This is a genomic window from Cellulosimicrobium sp. KWT-B (assembly GCF_002127155.1).
Classification (GTDB): Bacteria; Actinomycetota; Actinomycetes; order Actinomycetales; family Cellulomonadaceae; genus Cellulosimicrobium; species Cellulosimicrobium funkei.
Window position 1 is genome coordinate 1,158,395 of sequence record NZ_NEDO01000001.1, and the last position, 16,036, is coordinate 1,174,430.

Consider the following 16,036-nt stretch of genomic DNA (forward strand, 5'->3'; position numbering starts at 1 on the left):
GTTCTGACGCTCAGAACGACAGCAACCCCGTGGTCGGCGGGGCGGTGGCGACGTCTGAGACCGCCTGTCGCCGCGTCAGAGGCGGGGATCGGCGCGACGCACCGCGTCGACGCGCGACGTCGTGTCGATCCACCACCCCAGCCGCGGCTCGACGAGCTCCGCGAGCGAGATGATCCCCTGGTACTCGCGAGGGATGTCCAGGCCGAGCAGCGGCTCGTGGTGCGCGATCCGGTTGCGCAGGTCGCTCACGGCCGTCAGCTGCGCGTGGAGCGCGGTCCGCTGCGCCGTGGGAAAGGCTCTCTTCAGCGCGGGCTGCCACAGCGTGCGGTTGTAGTTGTCGGCGAACAGGTACGGCCAGAAGCCGAACGTGATCTCCGCGATGACGTGACCGTGCGTGGGCACCCTGCCGTTCCGGGACGCGAACTCTCGCGCCCTGGCGATCCTGGCCCTCGTCCCCCCGTTGAGCGGCACGGTGGGCGGTGAGTCGAGCCAGTCCACCCCGGCTCCTGCACGCTGCGTCAGCGCGTCGTCGATCCTGTTGCGGACCGCGACCTCCAGGTAGTGGATCGCCTCGAACAGCGCCATCGAGATGTCCAGGTTCCACCTGTACAGGTCGACCGCGGCCGGCACGTCACCCCCGGACGCCTGCTCGTACGTGGACGTCCGTGGTCGTGACAGCAGCCCGACCATCGTGCGTTGGACGGGCGGGTACATCGACATCCGTGGGCCCCCTGTTGAGCGACGTGCGTGCGAGTCGCTAGACTGTAGCCAACAGAGAGCCCCGGGAATCATGGCGACTCACTTCGGTGAGAGACCCCCCGGGGCCTTGTTGTCTCCCGGCACGGACAGTCGCTCGCGATGCGGCCCTCCACCCCGCCTCCGCAGGACGAGCCTCTGCGATCGCGCCTGATCCGGTCGACGCGAGCGCGTCAGCAGGCCTGCCGACGGCGAGCCACCCGGCGCGCTCACCCGCGGGAAACCGCCCGATCGCGACGACCGGCGCAGCGGTCGTGAGACACGCGGCCGCTCTTGCCGCCACGACGCCCGCTCGACCGGAGCGCGCCTGGGCCGGTCGGGTCAGTACGTGCCGGGTGTGGCCGCGCGTCCGGCCTGTCGGCCGAGCGAGCGGATCTGGACGCCGAACGCGATGAGCATGACGCCCCAGACGATCGCGAAGAGCGCGAGCAGCCACACGATCGACACGAGGCCGGCGTTGACGTTGAACAGCACGAGCAGACCGAACACGATGCCGAGCAGGCCGGCGACGACGCCCCAGCCCCACCCGCTCCCGGGCACCTTGCGCAGGTCGAGGCTCGCGACCGTCTGGAACAGGCCGTAGACCACGGCCCAGAACCCGACGATCCAGGTGAGCACGATCGCGGTCTTGCCCGGCCAGACGAGCAGCACGACGCCGACCGCGAGGCTCAGGACGCCCATCGTCACGAGCAGCGCCGTGCCGCTGCCCGTGCCGCGGCGCCGGACGCCCTCGACGATCTCGACGATGCCGTCGACGACGGCGAAGATGCCGATCACCCAGATGACGACGGCCGCCGTCTTGTCCGGCCATGCGAGCGCGATGATGCCGAAGAGGATGGCGAGCACGCCGCGGATCACCGGCCAGTACCAGACCTGCTTCGCGGTGCGCGAGAAGGCGGTGAGGATCGGGTCCTGGATCGTCATGGTCACTCCCCTGCCGAGGTGACGGGCCGGCTCCCGACGGCCTGGGCCCGGGCGCCTCCCGCTTCGCCTCCATGGAACACCCGGCGGTGCCGCATGTCGCGGCGAACCGCGCGTCTCGCCCGTACGGGGTGACCCGGGCAGCGGGCCGGGTCGCGTCGCTCAGGCGCGCGCGGGGTGCGGCGCGAGGGCGGGCGAGGGCGCGCGGCGTCGTCGGCCTCGCCAGACGACGAGCGCCGCGAGCGCGAGCACGCCGGCGAACGCGAGGACGGGCCCGGCGAAGAACGGCCCGATCCGCTTCTCGGCGACCACGGCGTACGTCGGGGTGAAGGCGACGTCCGCGGCGGCGGGGGCGAAGGAGAAGTCCGAGACGATCTGCGTCGCGGGCTCGGTGAACACCTGCTCGTGGGCCGTGACGAAGCCGCCGGCGGCGAGCAGCGCGGCGAGCTCCTGCGACGTGACGTCCGCCGGGTCGAGGCGCCCAGCGAAGCGCACGGTCGGCTCCTGCGCCTCGGCGGTCGGGTCGACGCGGTCGACGCGGTGGTCGGCCAGGACGTACGTGCGTGTGCTCTGGGTGTCCTCGGCGGCGGCGGACATGCGCATCGGGTAGACGAGCGAGCCGCTCGGGAACGTGACCCGGAGCGGCTGGAGCGTGCCGTCGAACGCGGCCGCCTCCTCGGGCGCGAGCCGGGCCGCGACGAACGACCAGCCCTCGCCGACGTAGGGGGCGAGGGCCGTCCGGATCGTCTCGGGGAGCTGGAACCCGCGCTCGGTGAGCCAGGCGTCGAGCGCCCCCGCGTCGGTCGCGCCGAGCGTCGTGACGTCGAGCGGCCCGAGCCGGACCTCGTCGAGCACCGTGACGCCCGCGCCCGCCACGGCGTCCGCCCCGCTCCCGAAGCCGAGCTCGGGCCACCACCGGGTGTCGGAGACGACGGCGCGCGGCCGGGTGAGCTCGTCGAGCTCGCGGAACACCTGCGGGTCGGCGAGCGCGACCTCCGCGGGTGCGGGCGTGGGCAGCAGCAGGCCGACCTCGGGCGCGTTCGACAGCGTGGAGAGCTCGACGAGCATCGTCTCGGTGGTCCCGTCCCACTGGAGGACCGCGGTCTCGTGGGAGACCGCCGTGTCGTACGCGGGCCCGTCGACGAGGCCGCCGCACGCGCACGCGCCCGCGGGCGGCGCGGCGACCACGCCGGTTCCCGCGAGCGCGACCGACACCACCGCCACGCGCAGCGCGCGTCGTGCTCCGGCTCCCCTGCCCATGCTTGGGAGGGTAGGTGCGTGCCCGGGGCACCGCGCGGCGGGCGCCGAATCGTGATGCCGTCGTGACGGCGTCGTGACCGGCCGTCAGCCCACGGCGGCGCTCACCCCGAGGTGCACGACGACGCCCAGCACCAGGGCCCAGGCCGCGACGGCCACGACGCCCCACGTGAAGACGCGGGCGCGCGGGGCCCCGAACCCGACCATCGCCGCGGCGGTGACGTGGCTCGGCAGGAGCAGCGGCCCGAGGAGGCTGACGCCGGGCACGCCGTAGCGGTCGAACACCTGCCGCATCCGCTGGCGCTTGGGCGTGGTCTCGACGGTCCGTCCGCGCGTGATCCCGCTGCGCGCGGCGCCGATGACCCAGACGACCAGGGCGAGCGCGATCGCGTTGCCGACGATCGCGACCGGGATGGCGACGAACGGGTTGACGCCCGCCACGACCCCGAGGACCGCCGCGCCCTCGGCCTCGACGTAGGGGATCGCGCCGGCGAGCAGGACCCCGACCCAGCGCAGGAAGGGCGGCAGGCCCTGCGTGAGGTCCTGGAGCCCGGTGACGATGTCGGTCATGGTGCGCCTCTCGTTGGTGGTGCCTCCAGCCTCGCGGCGGCACGGCGCCTGCGGCAGTGCGGCCCGTCACCGGACGGGGTGGAGTCCTCACCCGACGGGCATGACACGTGTCATGCGCCCGGTGGGGACCGTCGACCCTCCCGACGGATACCTCACGGGGGTATGATGGGCCGTACCCTGACGGGGTATCACCGCCGAACCACCCGCGCGGCGGGCGCGCTACCGCGTCCTGGACGAGGAGGAGAGCATGACCGACACGACCGAGGCGACGGCCGTCGAGCAGGAGCAGGCGGTCCACACCGGTCCGCACGGCTACGCGTCCGACAAGGAGGCGTACCTCAAGCGCATGCGCCGCATCGAGGGCCAGGTGCGCGGCATCGCTCGCATGATCGACGAGGACGTCTACTGCATCGACATCCTCACGCAGGTCTCCGCCGTCACCAAGGCGCTCCAGGCCGTGAGCATCGGCCTCGTCGAGGACCACCTGGGCCACTGCGTCGTGGACGCGGCCCGCCAGTCCGAGACGGAGGGCGCGGCCAAGGTCAAGGAGGCCGCCGACGCCATCGCCCGCCTCGTCCGCAGCTGACCACCCCACCACCCGAGGAGCACCATGAGCACCGTCACGACCCTGGGCGTCACCGGCATGACCTGCGGCAACTGCGTCGCCCACGTCACGAAGGACCTCGAGGCCGTCGCCGGCGTCGAGAACGTGAGCGTCGAGCTCCGCGTCGGCAGCACGTCCGAGGTCACGGTCTTCTCCGACGACCCGCTCGACGAGGCCGCGCTGCGCGAGGCCGTCGACGAGGCCGGGTACGAGGTCGCGTCGGTCGAGGTCCAGCAGGACGCGCTCGCCGCCCAGTACGCCGAGCAGGCGGCCGACAAGCAGGAGGCGCACGACTGCGCGTGCGGCTGCGGCACCGAGCCCGCCGCCGACGCTGCCCCCGCGACGAAGACGTACGACCTCCAGGTCCCGCCCCGCGCCTGACCGTCCCCGGTCCGCACCTCCCGGTGCCCGACGGCGGGACGCGCCTCGACCGCACGAGGCCGCGACCGTCGTCGGGCACCCCGGGTCCCGGTCGCCACCGCGACCCGACCCCCCCGCGCGCACCAGCAGCGCCGCGCACGCCGCGACGGCCACCACGCCGGACCACCGCGGCGACCTCGCCCCGCACCCCGTCGAGGAGCCCCACCCGATGACCGCACAGCCCGCGCCCACGTCGACCGCCGCACCCGGCGGAGCCGCGGAGGCCCGGCCCGTCGCCGAGGTCGACCTCGCGATCGGCGGCATGACGTGCGCGTCGTGCGTCGCGCGCGTCGAGAAGCGCCTCAACCGCGTCGAGGGCGTCACGGCGACGGTCAACCTCCCGCTGGAGACCGCGCACGTCGTCCTGGCGGCCGACGTCACCGACGCCGACCTCGTCGACGCCGTCGAGAAGGCCGGCTACACGGCCCGCGTCACGACCCGCCGCGCAGCCGCCGCGACCGACCGGGGCACTCCCCCGGCGGACCAGGGCGAGACGACCGCCGTAGCGACCGCCGAGGCGGCGGCGCGGCCGAACGACCCGGAGGCGGGCCCGCGCACCTCCGCCGACGACCCCGCCACCGAGCCGGCACCCGCCATCGGGCCCGACCGCACCGCCGGGCCTGACCGCGCCACCGCCGCACCCGACGACGGCGCCGCCCCGACCGACCGCGGCCTCGTGCTCGCGCAGCGCCTGCGCGTCGCGGCGGTGCTCACCGTGCCGGTCGTCGCGCTGTCGATGGTCCCGGCGCTGCAGTTCACCGGCTGGCAGTGGGTCGTCGCGGCGCTCTCGCTGCCCGTCGTCACGTGGGCCGCGTGGCCGTTCCACGCGGCGGCGTTCCGCGCGGCCCGGCACGGCGCGTCGACGATGGACACGCTCGTGTCGCTCGGCGTGGTCGCCGCGACGCTCTGGTCGCTGTGGGCGCTGCTGCTGGGCGGCGCGGGCGAGCTCGGGATGCGCATGGAGCCGACGCTCGTCCCGTCGCGCGGCCACGCGGGCGCCGCCCCGGAGCTCTACTTCGAGGTCGCGGCCGTCGTCACGACGTTCCTGCTCGCGGGCCGGTACGCCGAGCACCGCTCGAAGCGGCGCGCGGGCGACGCGCTGAGGTCGCTGCTCGAGCTGGGCGCGAAGGACGCGGAGCGCGTGCTGCTCGCCCCCGACGGCACCCCGCGCACCGGGCCCGACGGCGCGCGCGTCACCGAGCGTGTGCCCGTCGCCGACCTCGCGGTGGGCGACGTGTTCCTCGTGCGGCCGGGCGACAAGGTCGCGACGGACGGCGTCGTGCTCGAGGGGTCGAGCGCCGTCGACACGTCGCTGCTCACGGGCGAGCCGGTGCCGGTCGACGTCGGCCCCGGCGACGCCGTGACCGGCGCGACGGTGAACGCGGCGGGCGCGCTCCTGGTGCGGGCGACGCGCGTGGGCGAGGAGACGACGCTCGCGCAGATCGGCCGCCTCGTCACGCAGGCCCAGACGGGCAAGGCACCGGTGCAGCGGCTCGCGGACCGCATCTCCGCGGTCTTCGTGCCCGTCGTGCTCGTGCTCGCGGTGGGGACCCTGGCCGCGTGGCTCCTCGCGGGCGCCGGGACGCAGCTCGCGTTCACCGCCGCGGTCGCAGTCCTCATCATCGCGTGCCCGTGCGCGCTGGGGCTCGCGACGCCGACGGCCCTGCTCGTCGGGACAGGCCGGGGCGCGCAGCTCGGCGTCCTCATCAAGGGACCGGAGATCCTCGAGTCGACGCGCCGCGTCGACACGGTCGTGCTCGACAAGACGGGCACGATCACCCAGGGCGCGATGGCGCTCGAGGCGGTCGTCACGCCGTCGGGCCGCGCGCCGCTCGACCGGCTCGTGGCCGACGACCCGACGGCCGCGGACGCGCGCGACGCCCTGCGGCACGCGGGCGCGGTCGAGGCCCTCAGCGAGCACCCGATCGCCCGCGCGATCACCGCGGCCGCGCGCGACCTGCCCGCGGGCCCCCGGGCGTCGGACGACGGTCCGCGGGTCGGGGCCGACGGCGTCGCGGTGGGCTCGCTGCAGGCGTTCGACTTCCGCAGCGCCCCCGGCGGCGGGGTCGAGGCCGTCGTCCGGACCGCGCACTCGGGCCTCTCGGTGGGCACGGGCGCCGCGGGGCTCACCGCGCGCCGGGTGCTCGTCGGGCAGCCCGCGTGGCTCGCGCGCGAGGGCGTGACCCCGGAGCCGGCCCTCGACGACGCGTTCGCGACGGCCGAGGCGTCGGGGGCGAGCGCCGTCGTCGTCGCGTGGGACGGCCGGGCGCGCGCGGTGCTCGTGCTGCGGGACCCGGTGAAGCCCACGTCGGCCGAGGCCGTGCGCGAGCTCCGGGAGCTCGGCCTGCGGCCCTACCTGCTCACGGGCGACGGCGAGGGTGCGGCCCTCGAGGCGGCGCGCGCCGTCGGCATCGCGGAGACGGACGTCGTCGCGCGCGTCCTCCCCGACGAGAAGGTCGACGTCGTCGCCCGGCTCCAGCACGAGGGGCGCGTCGTCGCGATGGTCGGGGACGGCGTGAACGACGCCGCCGCGCTCGCGACGGCCGACCTCGGGCTCGCGATGGGGACCGGCACGGACGTCGCGATCGAGGCGAGCGACCTCACGCTCGTCCGCGGCGACCTGCGCAGCGCGGCGACCGCGATCCGGCTGTCGCGCCGCACGCTGCGCGTCATCCAGCAGAACCTCTTCTGGGCCTTCGCGTACAACGTCGCGGCGATCCCGCTCGCGGCGGCCGGCCTGCTCAACCCGATGATCGCGGGCGCGGCGATGGCCGCGAGCTCGGTGCTCGTCGTCGGCAACTCCCTCCGCCTCCGCCGCGCTGCCTGATACCCGGAACCGACACCCGCCGAGCACGGGGACGGCGACCGGAATCGCTCGGATCCGGTCGCCGACCCCGTGCTCGGCGGGAGGGGTGGGGGTCAGCAGGGGCGCGAGGGTCAGCGGAAGCGGCGGCCCTCGTCGCGGCGGTAGGCGCCGACCGCGAGGACGGCGAACAGCACCGTCCAGCCCAGGAGCACGAACCACGCCGCGCCGTACGCCGGCTCGCCCGTGAGGGCCTGGACGAGCAGGTCGCGGCCCGCGCGGGTCGGAGTGGCCTTCGAGATGGCGTCGAGCCAGTCGGGGAAGAGGAACGGCGGCAGGAACAGGCCGCCCGCGAACGCGAGCGGGAAGAGGATCACCTGCACGACCGGGAGCGCCGCCTTCGCCGAGAGCGAGTAGCCGATCGCCATGCCGAGCAGCACGAACGGCACGGAGACGAGCAGCACCGTCCCGACGCCCGCGAGGAGCTGGGTCGCGGTGACGCTCGCGTCGGTGAACAGCCAGCCGATGAGGATGAGCGGCACGAGGCCGAACAGCGAGAAGATCCCGCCGTTGAGCACGCGCGCCGCCATGCGCGGCGCGGGCCCTGCGGGCAGCGTGCGGACGAACGGGTCGAACGGCAGCTGCCGGTCCTCCGCGACGCCGAGCCCGTACGTGAACAGGCTCGCCGAGCAGATCGCGAACAGACCGAGCGACGCGACGGCCATGGTCGCCGCCACCGGGTCCTGGGCCACGGCCTTCTGCGGCACGACGAAGAAGAACATCGCGAGCGCCGGGAACAGCAGGTTGCCGAGCACCGCGACGGGCACGCGCACGGTCTCGAGGAACTGGTACTTGAGGTGCAGCCACGTGAGGCGCAGCGGCCCGGGCAGCGCCGCCGCCCCCGGGGTGGTGGTCGTGGTGGTCATCGGGCCCGTGCCTCCGTCGTCGGGGCCGCGTCGCGCGCGACCATCTGCTCGAACGCCTCCTCGAGGCTCGCGCCCCGGATCTCGAGGTCGTGGAAGTCGACGCCCGAGGTGACGAGCTCGCGGACGAGCGCGTCGGCGTCGGGCGTGTACAGCTCCTGGCGGCCGTCGCCGAGGCGGTCGGCACGCACGACGCCCGGGCGGTCGCGCAGGTCGACGGCCGACCCGACGACGACGCGCCGCAGGGACACGCGCCGCAGGATCGCGTCGAGCGAGTCGTCGGCCTTCACGACGCCCTGGTCGATGACGACGACGCGCTGGGCGAGCGCCTGCACCTCCTCGAGGTAGTGGCTCGTGAGCAGCACCGTCCCGCCGCTCGCGTGGTACGCGCGGATCGCGTCCCACAGCGCCTGCCGCGCGCCGACGTCGAGCCCCGTCGTCGGCTCGTCGAGCAGCACGACGCGCGGGCGGCCCACGAGCGAGAGCGCGACGGCGAGGCGGCGCTTCTGCCCGCCGGACATCGCGCCCGTCTGGCGGCCCGCGAGCTCGGTGAGGCCGAACTGCTCGAGCAGCTCCGCCGTCGGGACCGGGTCGGGGTAGTGGCCGCCGACGAAGTCCACGACCTCCCGCACCTTGAGCGTCGCGGGCAGGCCCGTCTCCTGCGGCGTGAGGCCGAGGCCGACGCGGCTGCGCGCGTCGCGCGGGTCGCCCCCGAGGAGCCGCACCGTCCCGGAGTCGGGCCGCCGCTGCCCGCTGACCAGGGACAGCAGCGTCGACTTCCCGGCGCCGTTCGGGCCGAGCAGCCCGACGAGCTCACCACCCCCGACGGTGAGGGAGACGTCGTCGAGCGCGACGACCGCGCCGAAGCGACGCGTCACGCGGTCGACGGCGACCACGGGCGGGGTGCGGTCCGTGCCCGACGGCGCGGGCTCGGCTCGGGCGGTCCGGACCGGGCCGGTGCGCGGGGCGCGCTCGGTGCGCTCGTCGCTCATGGTCGGGCTCCCTTCAGGAGGGCGTCGAGGGCGGTCGTGTAGTCCTCGAAGGCGACGCGACCGCGGGCGGTGAGGGACAGGTAGGTGGCGGGCGTGCGGCCCTCGTGCGTCTTGGTGACGGTCACGTAGCCGGCGTCCTCGAGCTTGCGCAGGTGCGTCGAGAGGTTGCCCGCGGTCATGTCGAGGAGCTTCTGGAGCTTGGGGAAGGACAGCTCGTCGCCCGTCGGGAGGGTGGCGAGCGTCGCGACCACGCGCAGCCGCGCGGGCGCGTGGATGACGGGGTCGAGCTCGGTCTCAGGCATCGGCCGCACCCTCCGCCGCCCGGGCGGGCACGGGGCGGGACGCGCGCCGCCGTCGTCGGACGCGCACGACCTGCTCGATCCCGGCCATGACGAGGAAGCCGCCGCCGCCCGCGAGCGCCATGACGAGGTAGGTGAGCGGCAGCCCGGCGAACGTCGCGACGGCCGCGGTGAGGAGGATCCACACGCCGAGGACGAACAGCCCGCGGTCGCCGAACGCGGCCGCGCCGCCGAGGTAGAGGAGGCCGACGACGACGCACGCGAACGCGTTGCTCGCGAGCGCCATGACCTCCTCGGACGCCCCGGCGCGGGCCAGCCCGCCGAGCACCAGGCCGAAGCAGACGAACCCGAGCATCCACGACCACCCGTACATCGCCCCGGTGCGGGCGCTCACGCCGCGCGTCCCGGCGGTGCGCGTGACGCTGTGGACGATCGTGAACGCGACGGCGGCCGCGATGAGGCTGAAGAAGACCCAGAAGGCCCACGGCTCGGGCTGGGCGCCCATGACCTGACCGGCGCCGCTCGTGACGCGGACCGTCGCGGTCCCGTCCGCGACCCGGACCGCGCTCGTCCACAGGCACAGGTAGCCGACGAGCCACGCGACGCCCCACGCGAGGAACAGCAGCCGGGAGTCGGGCTCGGTCGCCTGGCGCGCGCGCTCCTGCTGCTCGCGGATGAGGCGGAGCGTCTCGGCGGCGCCGAGGGACGGCGCGTCGGGCTCGCCGACGGCTCCGTCGTGGACGGTGTCGCCGTGGTCGGTCGTCATGGTGGCCTCTCGGTGGTGCGGGACGTTCCGGAAACTACTTTGCGCTGCAAACCTGTTTGTAGGTTCCCACACGCGGGCGCCATCGCGCAAGACCCGGGGGGACGGATGGCGGCGCTCCTCCGAAATGTGATATCACTTTGCTATACACGACGCGGCCCCGCCGCAGGAGAGGACGACCACCGTGACCGAGAGCGCAGCACCCCCGCAGGAGTCCGTCGGCGGCGAACCGACCGGCCGCCCCGTCGGCCACGACGGCACGCGCGTCGACGTCACAGAGCGGCCCGCCTGGTCCCTCGGCGCGGGCGGCGCGGCCGCCGTCATCGCGCTGAGCATCGTCCTGCTCCTCGGCGGCACGGGGCTCGTCGTGGCCGCCGCGGCGGAGGCCGGCAACCCCGCCGTGCTCATCACGCTCGGCGTCCTCGCGTTCCTCGCGGGCGTGCTCGTCCCGACCGGCGTCGCCGTCATCAACCCCGGCGAGACGGTCGTCGTCCAGTTCTTCGGCCGCTACCTCGGCACCGTCCGCACCACGGGTCTCGTCGCGACGGTGCCGCTCAGCACCCGCCGCCGCGTGTCCGTGCGCGTGCGGAACTTCGAGACGAGCGAGCTCAAGGTCAACGACGCCGACGGCAACCCCATTAACATCGCCGCGATCGTCGTCTGGCAGGTCGCCGACACCGCCAAGGCGTCGTTCGCGGTCGAGGACTACGACGACTTCGTCGTGGTCCAGGCCGAGTCCGCGCTGCGCCACGTCGCGATGTCCCACCCCTACGACGACGCCGAGGCCGGCGAGGAGTCGCTGCGCGGCGCGACGGAGGTCGTCTCGGCGGAGATCGCGGCGGAGGTCGCGGAGCGCGTCGTCGTGGCGGGCGTCGAGGTCATCGAGGCCCGCATCTCCAACCTCGCCTACGCGCCCGAGATCGCGCAGGCGATGCTCCAGCGCCAGCAGGCCGGGGCGATCATCGCGGCGCGCTCGCGCATCGTCGAGGGCGCGGTGTCCATGGTCGAGGACGCCCTGTCCCGCCTCGAGGCCGAGGACATCGTCACGCTCGACGACGAGCGCCGCGCGACGATGGTCTCCAACCTCCTCGTGGTGCTCTGCGGCGACAGCCGCGTGACGCCCGTCGTCAACACGGGGTCCCTGTACCAGTGACGCCCGTCGGGCCCACGCCGCCCGAGAAGCGCGACGCGCCCGACGACGGCGACCAGCCGTCGTCGGGCCGCGGCGTGCCCGCGGGCGGGCAGCAGGCCACGCCGGAGGGCGACGCACCCTCGCCGGGCGAGCAGGCGTCGTCGGGCACGGGCACAGCGCCCGGCGCGGGCGCAGACGCGGGCACGGGCACGGGCACGGGCACGGGCACGGGCCGAGCGCAGCGGCCGCAGCGCAAGTCGGTCCTCCTGCGCCTCGACCCCGCCGTGCACGACGCCCTCGCGCGCTGGGCCGGCGACGACCTGCGCAGCGTCAACGCGCAGATCGAGATGCTCCTGCGCCGCGCGCTCGACGACGCGGGCCGCCTCCCCCGCGACGTCCGCCCACCCCGCCGCCCGGGCCGCCCACCCCGCCAATAGCCCTTCCACCCGCCGAGCACGGGGTCCGCGACCGCTCTCGTCCCGATCCGGTCGCGGATCGCGTGCTCGCGGGGCGCTCCGCTCGTGGTCGGCGGACAGGTTTCGTTCAGGGGGCACCGAGGTGGGTTCCGGTGAGCGGTGCTATAACCGGACGGTGCCCGACCTGACCGCTCCCGGCTCGCCCGCCGCGCCCGTGCCCGGCCCGACGGCCGCCGTCGTGCCCGGCACCGCCGACGGCGCTCCCGCGCGCCCGGACCGCGCCACGCGCCGTCGTATCGGCGCGGAGATCTGGATCGTGCTCGGGCTCAGCCTCGGCAAGTCCGCGGTCTACGCGATCATCAACATCGTCGCGCGGCTCACCGCCGGGACCCCGCTCGGCGAGCAGTCCGCGAGCCTCAACGTGAGCCGGTCGGCCCGCCCGTACCTCGACCTCACCTACCAGCTCGTCGGGATCTTCTTCGCCGTGCTGCCCGTCGCGCTCGCGCTCTACCTGCTCAGCGCGCGCGGCCGGTCGGCCGTCCGCGCCATCGGGCTCGACGGCGCCCGGCCCCTGCGCGACGTCGGCTGGGGGTTCGCCCTCGCCGCGGCCATCGGCATCCCCGGCCTCGGGTTCTACGCGCTCGGCCGCGTCCTCGGCATCACGGTCGAGGTCCAGGCGTCGGCGCTCAACGCCGCGTGGTGGACGGTGCCCGTGCTCATCCTCGCCGCGCTGCAGAACGGCCTGCTCGAGGAGGTCATCGCGGTCGGCTACCTGTTCGAGCGCACGCGCGACCTCGGGTGGGGCCGCGTGAAGTTCGTCGTGTGGAGCTCGCTCCTGCGCGGGTCCTACCACCTGTACCAGGGCTTCGGGCCGTTCCTCGGGAACGTCGTCATGGGCGTCGTGTTCTCGTGGTTCTACACGTCCCGCTGGGGCCGGCACCGCGTCATGCCGCTCGTGATCGCGCACACCCTGCTCGACGTCGTCGCGTTCGTCGGGTACGCGCTGCTCCCCCTGGAGTGGAAGCAGTCCCTGGGCCTCGCCTGACGCCCGCCGAGCGAGAGCCGAGGTCGTCCGGAGCAGAGCCCCGGCCTCGTCCGCGGACCAGGGCCCTCCCCCACCAGACCAGGGCTCTCCCTCGGCAGACCACGGCTCTCCCCCGGCGGGCCACGGCTCTCCCCCCGGCGGGCCGGGGCGTCAGGCGCCGCGGAGCGCGCGGAGCTGCTCGCGGCGCTCCGCCTGGAGCACCGGGTCGGGCACGGGCAGGGACGCGAGGAGACGCTGCGTGTACTCCTCGCGCGGGCTGCCCAGCACCTCGGCGCCCGTGCCCTCCTCGACCAGCCGCCCGCGGTAGAGCACCGCGATGCGGTCGGACAGCAGGTCCACGACGGCGAGGTCGTGGGACACGAACAGGCTCGCGAAGCCCAGCTCGCGCTGGAGCTCGGCGAACAGCTCGAGCACGCGCGCCTGCACGGAGACGTCGAGCGCCGACGTCGGCTCGTCGGCCACGAGCAGCTCCGGGTCGAGCGCGAGGGCCCGGGCGAGCGACGCGCGCTGGCGCTGCCCGCCGGAGAGCTCGTGCGGGAACCGGTCGCCGTACGACCGCGGGAGCTGCACGGCCTCCAGGAGCTCGTCGACGCGCCCGCGCGCCGCCTGGGGCGACTCCGCGCGCCCGTGCACGACGAGCGGCTCCGCGACGCAGTCCGCGATCGTGAGCAGCGGGTTGAAGCTCGTCGCGGGGTCCTGGAACACGAACCCGATGCGCGGCCGCGCGGGGCGCAGCTCGCGCTCCTTCACGCCGTTCATCTCGACGCCGAGCACGCGCAGCGACCCGCCCGTCACCCGGGTGAGGCCGGCGACGGCGCGCGCGAACGTCGTCTTGCCGGAGCCGGACTCGCCCACGAGGCCGAGCACCTCGCCGGGCCGGATGGTGAGCGAGACGTCGTCGACCGCGGTGAAGCCGGGACGGCGCAGGCGGCCCGGGTAGGTGACGGTCAGTCCCTGCGCGGCCACCACGGGCTCCGCGTCCGCCCACCCGGCGTCGCGGGCCGACGCGCGGGCCTCGGCCCGCGCGGTCCCCTCGCCGACGCGCGGCACGGAGTCGAGCAGCGCGCGCGTGTACGCGGCCTGCGGGGCGGCGAAGAGCTCGCGCGCGGGCGCCTGCTCGACGACCTTCCCCTGGTACATGACCGCGACCCGGTCGGCGAGGTCCGCGACGACGCCCATGTTGTGCGTGATGAGCACGATGGCCGTGCCGAACTCGTCGCGGCACCGGCGCAGGAGGTCGAGGATCTCGGCCTGGACGGTCACGTCGAGCGCGGTCGTGGGCTCGTCCGCGACGATGAGCCCCGGGTCGAGCACGAGGGCCATGGCGATGACGATGCGCTGCTTCTGCCCGCCGGAGAACTGGTGCGGGTAGTGGTCGACGCGCGTCTCCGGGTCCGGGATGCCGACGCGCCGCAGCACGTCGACCGCGCGCCGGCGCGCCTCGCGCCGCGACACCTTCGTGTGCGCGCGGATGCCCTCGACGATCTGCCAGCCCACCGTGTACACGGGGTTGAGCGCGGCGGACGGCTCCTGGAAGACCATCGCGACGTCGGTCCCGCGGACCTGGCGCAGCCGCTCCCCGCCCAGCGTGACGACGTCGTGGTCGGCCGTCCCGGCCTTGTTCGTCAGCACGACGGCGCCGCGCGCCGTCGCGGTCGACGGCAGCAGGCCGAGGATCGTCTTCGCGGTCACCGTCTTGCCGGAGCCCGACTCGCCGACGACGGCCAGCACCTCCCCGGGCGCGACCTCCAGGTCGACGCCGTCGACGGCGCGCACGGCCCCGGCGTCGGTCGCGAACGACACCGCGAGGTCGCGGATCGTCACGACGGGGCGTGCGGCGTCACCGCTCTCGCGGCGGGTCGTCTCGGTCACGGCGCTCATCGCCGGTCCTCCGTCTCGTCGTGGGGCGCGTCCGCCGGAGCAGACGCAGTGCCTGTCGCCGAACCTGCCGCGGGGCTGTCGTCGTCCGGCGTGCCGCCGGGCCGCCCGTCGAGCCCGACGGCGTCGGGGTCGCGCTGCCCGGGGACGGCGGCGAGCTCGTCGGAGCGCGAGCCCGCGCCCTCGATCGCGTCGAGACCTCCGGGGCCGGCGGTGAGCGTGCCGCCCGGCACGACCGACGTCTCCGCGACGTCGCCCGACACCTCGGCGGACGCGCGGCGCGAGCGCAGCCGGGGGTCGGCGAGGTCGTTGAGGCTCTCGCCGACGAGCGTGATGCCGAGCACCACGAGCACGATCGCGAGGCCCGGGAAGAGGGCGGTCCACCAGATGCCGCTCGTCACGTCGGACACGGCCTTGTTGAGGTCGTAGCCCCACTCGGCGGCCGCCGTCGGCTCGATGCCGAACCCGAGGAACCCGAGCCCGGCGAGCGTGAGGATCGCCTCGGACGCGTTGAGCGTGACGATGAGCGGCAGCGTGCGGGTCGAGTTCCGCAGGACGTGGCGCACCATGATGCGCCGGTGCGGCGTGCCGAGCACGCGCGCCGAGTCGACGAACGCCTCGCCCTTGATCCGCACGACCTCCGCGCGCGTGACGCGGAAGTACTGCGGCACGAACACCACGGTGATCGAGAACGCCGCGGCGAGGATGCCGCCCCACATGCTCGACTGGCCGCCGGAGATGACGATCGCCATGAGGATCGCGAGGAGCAGGGACGGGAACGCGTAGATCGCGTCGCAGACCACGACGAGCAGGCGGTCGGCCCAGCCGCCGAAGTACCCGGAGACGAGCCCGAGCAGCACCCCGACGACGATCGAGGCGAGGATCGCCACGACGATGACGAGGAGCGCCGTCTGCGCGCCCCAGATGACGCGCGACAGGACGTCGTAGCCGCCGACGGTCGTGCCGAGCAGGTGCGCGGCGGACGGCGGCTGCTGCGCGCCGAACGGCCCGTCCGCGGTGCGGAGCTGGCTGTACCCGTAGGGCGCGAGCACGGGCGCGAGCGCGGCGGTGAGCAGGAAGAGGCCCGTGATGACGAGGCCCGTGACGAGCATGCCGCGCTGCAGCCCGACGCTCTGCCGGAGCTGGTGGACGACGGGCAGGCGCTTCCACCACGCGACGCGCCCGCGCTCGGGGACGACGGCGGGGACGGGGCCCCCGGTGCCCGGACCGGCCGGGACGACGGTCTCCGCGACCATG

Annotated in this window: 16 protein-coding genes; 6 read left to right on the forward strand and 10 right to left on the reverse strand. The window is 75.0% G+C overall.

Annotation, left to right across the window (positions count from 1 at the left end):
* Positions 1-75: 75 nt before the first annotated feature.
* The 4 genes from B9L22_RS05050 to B9L22_RS05065 form a co-directional block, all read right to left on the reverse strand.
* Positions 76-720, reverse strand: a complete 645-nt coding sequence (locus tag B9L22_RS05050; protein ID WP_158097148.1) for an Abi family protein — start codon at positions 718-720, stop codon at positions 76-78.
* Between the two features lie 357 nt (positions 721-1,077).
* Positions 1,078-1,680, reverse strand: coding sequence for an HdeD family acid-resistance protein (locus tag B9L22_RS05055; protein WP_086149422.1), 603 nt, complete (start codon positions 1,678-1,680; stop codon positions 1,078-1,080).
* Between the two features lie 159 nt (positions 1,681-1,839).
* The gene (locus B9L22_RS05060; protein WP_086149423.1) at positions 1,840-2,937 is read right to left on the reverse strand and encodes a DUF2330 domain-containing protein; all 1,098 of its coding nucleotides are present in this window, start codon (positions 2,935-2,937) and stop codon (positions 1,840-1,842) included.
* Positions 2,938-3,021: 84 nt separating this feature from the next.
* Positions 3,022-3,504 carry a hypothetical protein gene (locus tag B9L22_RS05065; RefSeq protein WP_021483345.1) on the reverse strand — a complete coding sequence of 161 codons (483 nt, stop codon included), beginning with the start codon at positions 3,502-3,504 and terminating at the stop codon, positions 3,022-3,024.
* A gap of 247 nt (positions 3,505-3,751) precedes the next feature.
* Between B9L22_RS05065 and B9L22_RS05070 the strand changes: the two genes are divergently transcribed.
* The 3 genes from B9L22_RS05070 to B9L22_RS05080 all read left to right on the forward strand — a co-directional run bounded on the left by B9L22_RS05070 (position 3,752) and on the right by B9L22_RS05080 (position 7,355).
* The gene (locus B9L22_RS05070; RefSeq protein ID WP_034654885.1) at positions 3,752-4,090 is read left to right on the forward strand and encodes a metal-sensitive transcriptional regulator; all 339 of its coding nucleotides are present in this window, start codon (positions 3,752-3,754) and stop codon (positions 4,088-4,090) included.
* A 24-nt stretch (positions 4,091-4,114) separates the two neighbouring features.
* Positions 4,115-4,489, forward strand: a complete 375-nt coding sequence (locus tag B9L22_RS05075) for a heavy-metal-associated domain-containing protein (RefSeq protein WP_021483343.1) — start codon at positions 4,115-4,117, stop codon at positions 4,487-4,489.
* 208 nt (positions 4,490-4,697) lie between these two features.
* Positions 4,698-7,355, forward strand: a complete 2,658-nt coding sequence (locus B9L22_RS05080; protein ID WP_086149424.1) for a cation-translocating P-type ATPase — start codon at positions 4,698-4,700, stop codon at positions 7,353-7,355.
* 110 nt (positions 7,356-7,465) lie between these two features.
* Here B9L22_RS05080 and B9L22_RS05085 read toward each other — a convergent pair whose 3' ends face one another.
* From B9L22_RS05085 to B9L22_RS05100, 4 genes are read right to left on the reverse strand one after another with little or no spacing between them, the layout of a single operon-like run.
* Positions 7,466-8,257, reverse strand: coding sequence for an ABC transporter permease (locus B9L22_RS05085; protein WP_086149425.1), 792 nt, complete (start codon positions 8,255-8,257; stop codon positions 7,466-7,468).
* The gene (locus B9L22_RS05090; RefSeq protein WP_086149426.1) at positions 8,254-9,246 is read right to left on the reverse strand and encodes an ABC transporter ATP-binding protein; all 993 of its coding nucleotides are present in this window, start codon (positions 9,244-9,246) and stop codon (positions 8,254-8,256) included. The genes B9L22_RS05085 and B9L22_RS05090 overlap by 4 nt, the downstream gene beginning before the upstream one ends.
* Positions 9,243-9,548, reverse strand: coding sequence for a transcriptional regulator (locus B9L22_RS05095; RefSeq protein WP_021482836.1), 306 nt, complete (start codon positions 9,546-9,548; stop codon positions 9,243-9,245). Before B9L22_RS05095 ends, B9L22_RS05090 begins: the two co-directional genes overlap by 4 nt.
* Positions 9,541-10,311 (reverse strand): hypothetical protein, encoded by a 771-nt coding sequence (locus B9L22_RS05100; RefSeq protein WP_086149427.1) that lies wholly within the window; start codon positions 10,309-10,311, stop codon positions 9,541-9,543. Before B9L22_RS05100 ends, B9L22_RS05095 begins: the two co-directional genes overlap by 8 nt.
* 181 nt (positions 10,312-10,492) lie before the next feature.
* Here B9L22_RS05100 and B9L22_RS05105 point away from each other — a divergent pair, with 181 nt between their 5' ends.
* The 3 genes from B9L22_RS05105 to B9L22_RS05115 all read left to right on the forward strand — a co-directional run bounded on the left by B9L22_RS05105 (position 10,493) and on the right by B9L22_RS05115 (position 12,901).
* Positions 10,493-11,461: an SPFH domain-containing protein gene (locus tag B9L22_RS05105; protein WP_021482834.1), complete on the forward strand. Its 969-nt coding sequence runs from the start codon at positions 10,493-10,495 to the stop codon at positions 11,459-11,461.
* Complete coding sequence (locus B9L22_RS05110; protein ID WP_086149428.1) at positions 11,458-11,877, forward strand: hypothetical protein; 420 nt, start codon at positions 11,458-11,460, stop codon at positions 11,875-11,877. The genes B9L22_RS05105 and B9L22_RS05110 overlap by 4 nt, the downstream gene beginning before the upstream one ends.
* A 163-nt stretch (positions 11,878-12,040) precedes the next feature.
* Complete coding sequence (locus B9L22_RS05115) at positions 12,041-12,901, forward strand: CPBP family intramembrane glutamic endopeptidase (RefSeq protein ID WP_369824808.1); 861 nt, start codon at positions 12,041-12,043, stop codon at positions 12,899-12,901.
* Between the two features lie 150 nt (positions 12,902-13,051).
* Here B9L22_RS05115 and B9L22_RS05120 read toward each other — a convergent pair whose 3' ends face one another.
* Together B9L22_RS05120 and B9L22_RS05125 are read right to left on the reverse strand one after the other, a co-directional pair.
* Positions 13,052-14,782 carry an ABC transporter ATP-binding protein gene (locus B9L22_RS05120; RefSeq protein WP_086149429.1) on the reverse strand — a complete coding sequence of 577 codons (1,731 nt, stop codon included), beginning with the start codon at positions 14,780-14,782 and terminating at the stop codon, positions 13,052-13,054.
* Positions 14,779-16,035 (reverse strand): ABC transporter permease, encoded by a 1,257-nt coding sequence (locus B9L22_RS05125; protein WP_086149430.1) that lies wholly within the window; start codon positions 16,033-16,035, stop codon positions 14,779-14,781. Before B9L22_RS05125 ends, B9L22_RS05120 begins: the two co-directional genes overlap by 4 nt.
* Position 16,036: the final 1 nt, after the last annotated feature.

Coding starts and splice junctions, on each gene's coding strand:
- B9L22_RS05075 (WP_021483343.1), top strand. CDS start 4,115: ATGAGCACCGTCACGACCCTGGGCGTCACCGGCATGACCTGCGGCAAC.
- B9L22_RS05100 (WP_086149427.1), bottom strand. CDS start 10,311: ATGACGACCGACCACGGCGACACCGTCCACGACGGAGCCGTCGGCGAG.
- B9L22_RS05050 (WP_158097148.1), bottom strand. CDS start 720: ATGTCGATGTACCCGCCCGTCCAACGCACGATGGTCGGGCTGCTGTCA.
- B9L22_RS05095 (WP_021482836.1), bottom strand. CDS start 9,548: ATGCCTGAGACCGAGCTCGACCCCGTCATCCACGCGCCCGCGCGGCTG.
- B9L22_RS05060 (WP_086149423.1), bottom strand. CDS start 2,937: ATGGGCAGGGGAGCCGGAGCACGACGCGCGCTGCGCGTGGCGGTGGTG.
- B9L22_RS05120 (WP_086149429.1), bottom strand. CDS start 14,782: ATGAGCGCCGTGACCGAGACGACCCGCCGCGAGAGCGGTGACGCCGCA.
- B9L22_RS05070 (WP_034654885.1), top strand. CDS start 3,752: ATGACCGACACGACCGAGGCGACGGCCGTCGAGCAGGAGCAGGCGGTC.
- B9L22_RS05055 (WP_086149422.1), bottom strand. CDS start 1,680: ATGACGATCCAGGACCCGATCCTCACCGCCTTCTCGCGCACCGCGAAG.
- B9L22_RS05080 (WP_086149424.1), top strand. CDS start 4,698: ATGACCGCACAGCCCGCGCCCACGTCGACCGCCGCACCCGGCGGAGCC.
- B9L22_RS05085 (WP_086149425.1), bottom strand. CDS start 8,257: ATGACCACCACGACCACCACCCCGGGGGCGGCGGCGCTGCCCGGGCCG.
- B9L22_RS05065 (WP_021483345.1), bottom strand. CDS start 3,504: ATGACCGACATCGTCACCGGGCTCCAGGACCTCACGCAGGGCCTGCCG.
- B9L22_RS05125 (WP_086149430.1), bottom strand. CDS start 16,035: ATGGTCGCGGAGACCGTCGTCCCGGCCGGTCCGGGCACCGGGGGCCCC.
- B9L22_RS05090 (WP_086149426.1), bottom strand. CDS start 9,246: ATGAGCGACGAGCGCACCGAGCGCGCCCCGCGCACCGGCCCGGTCCGG.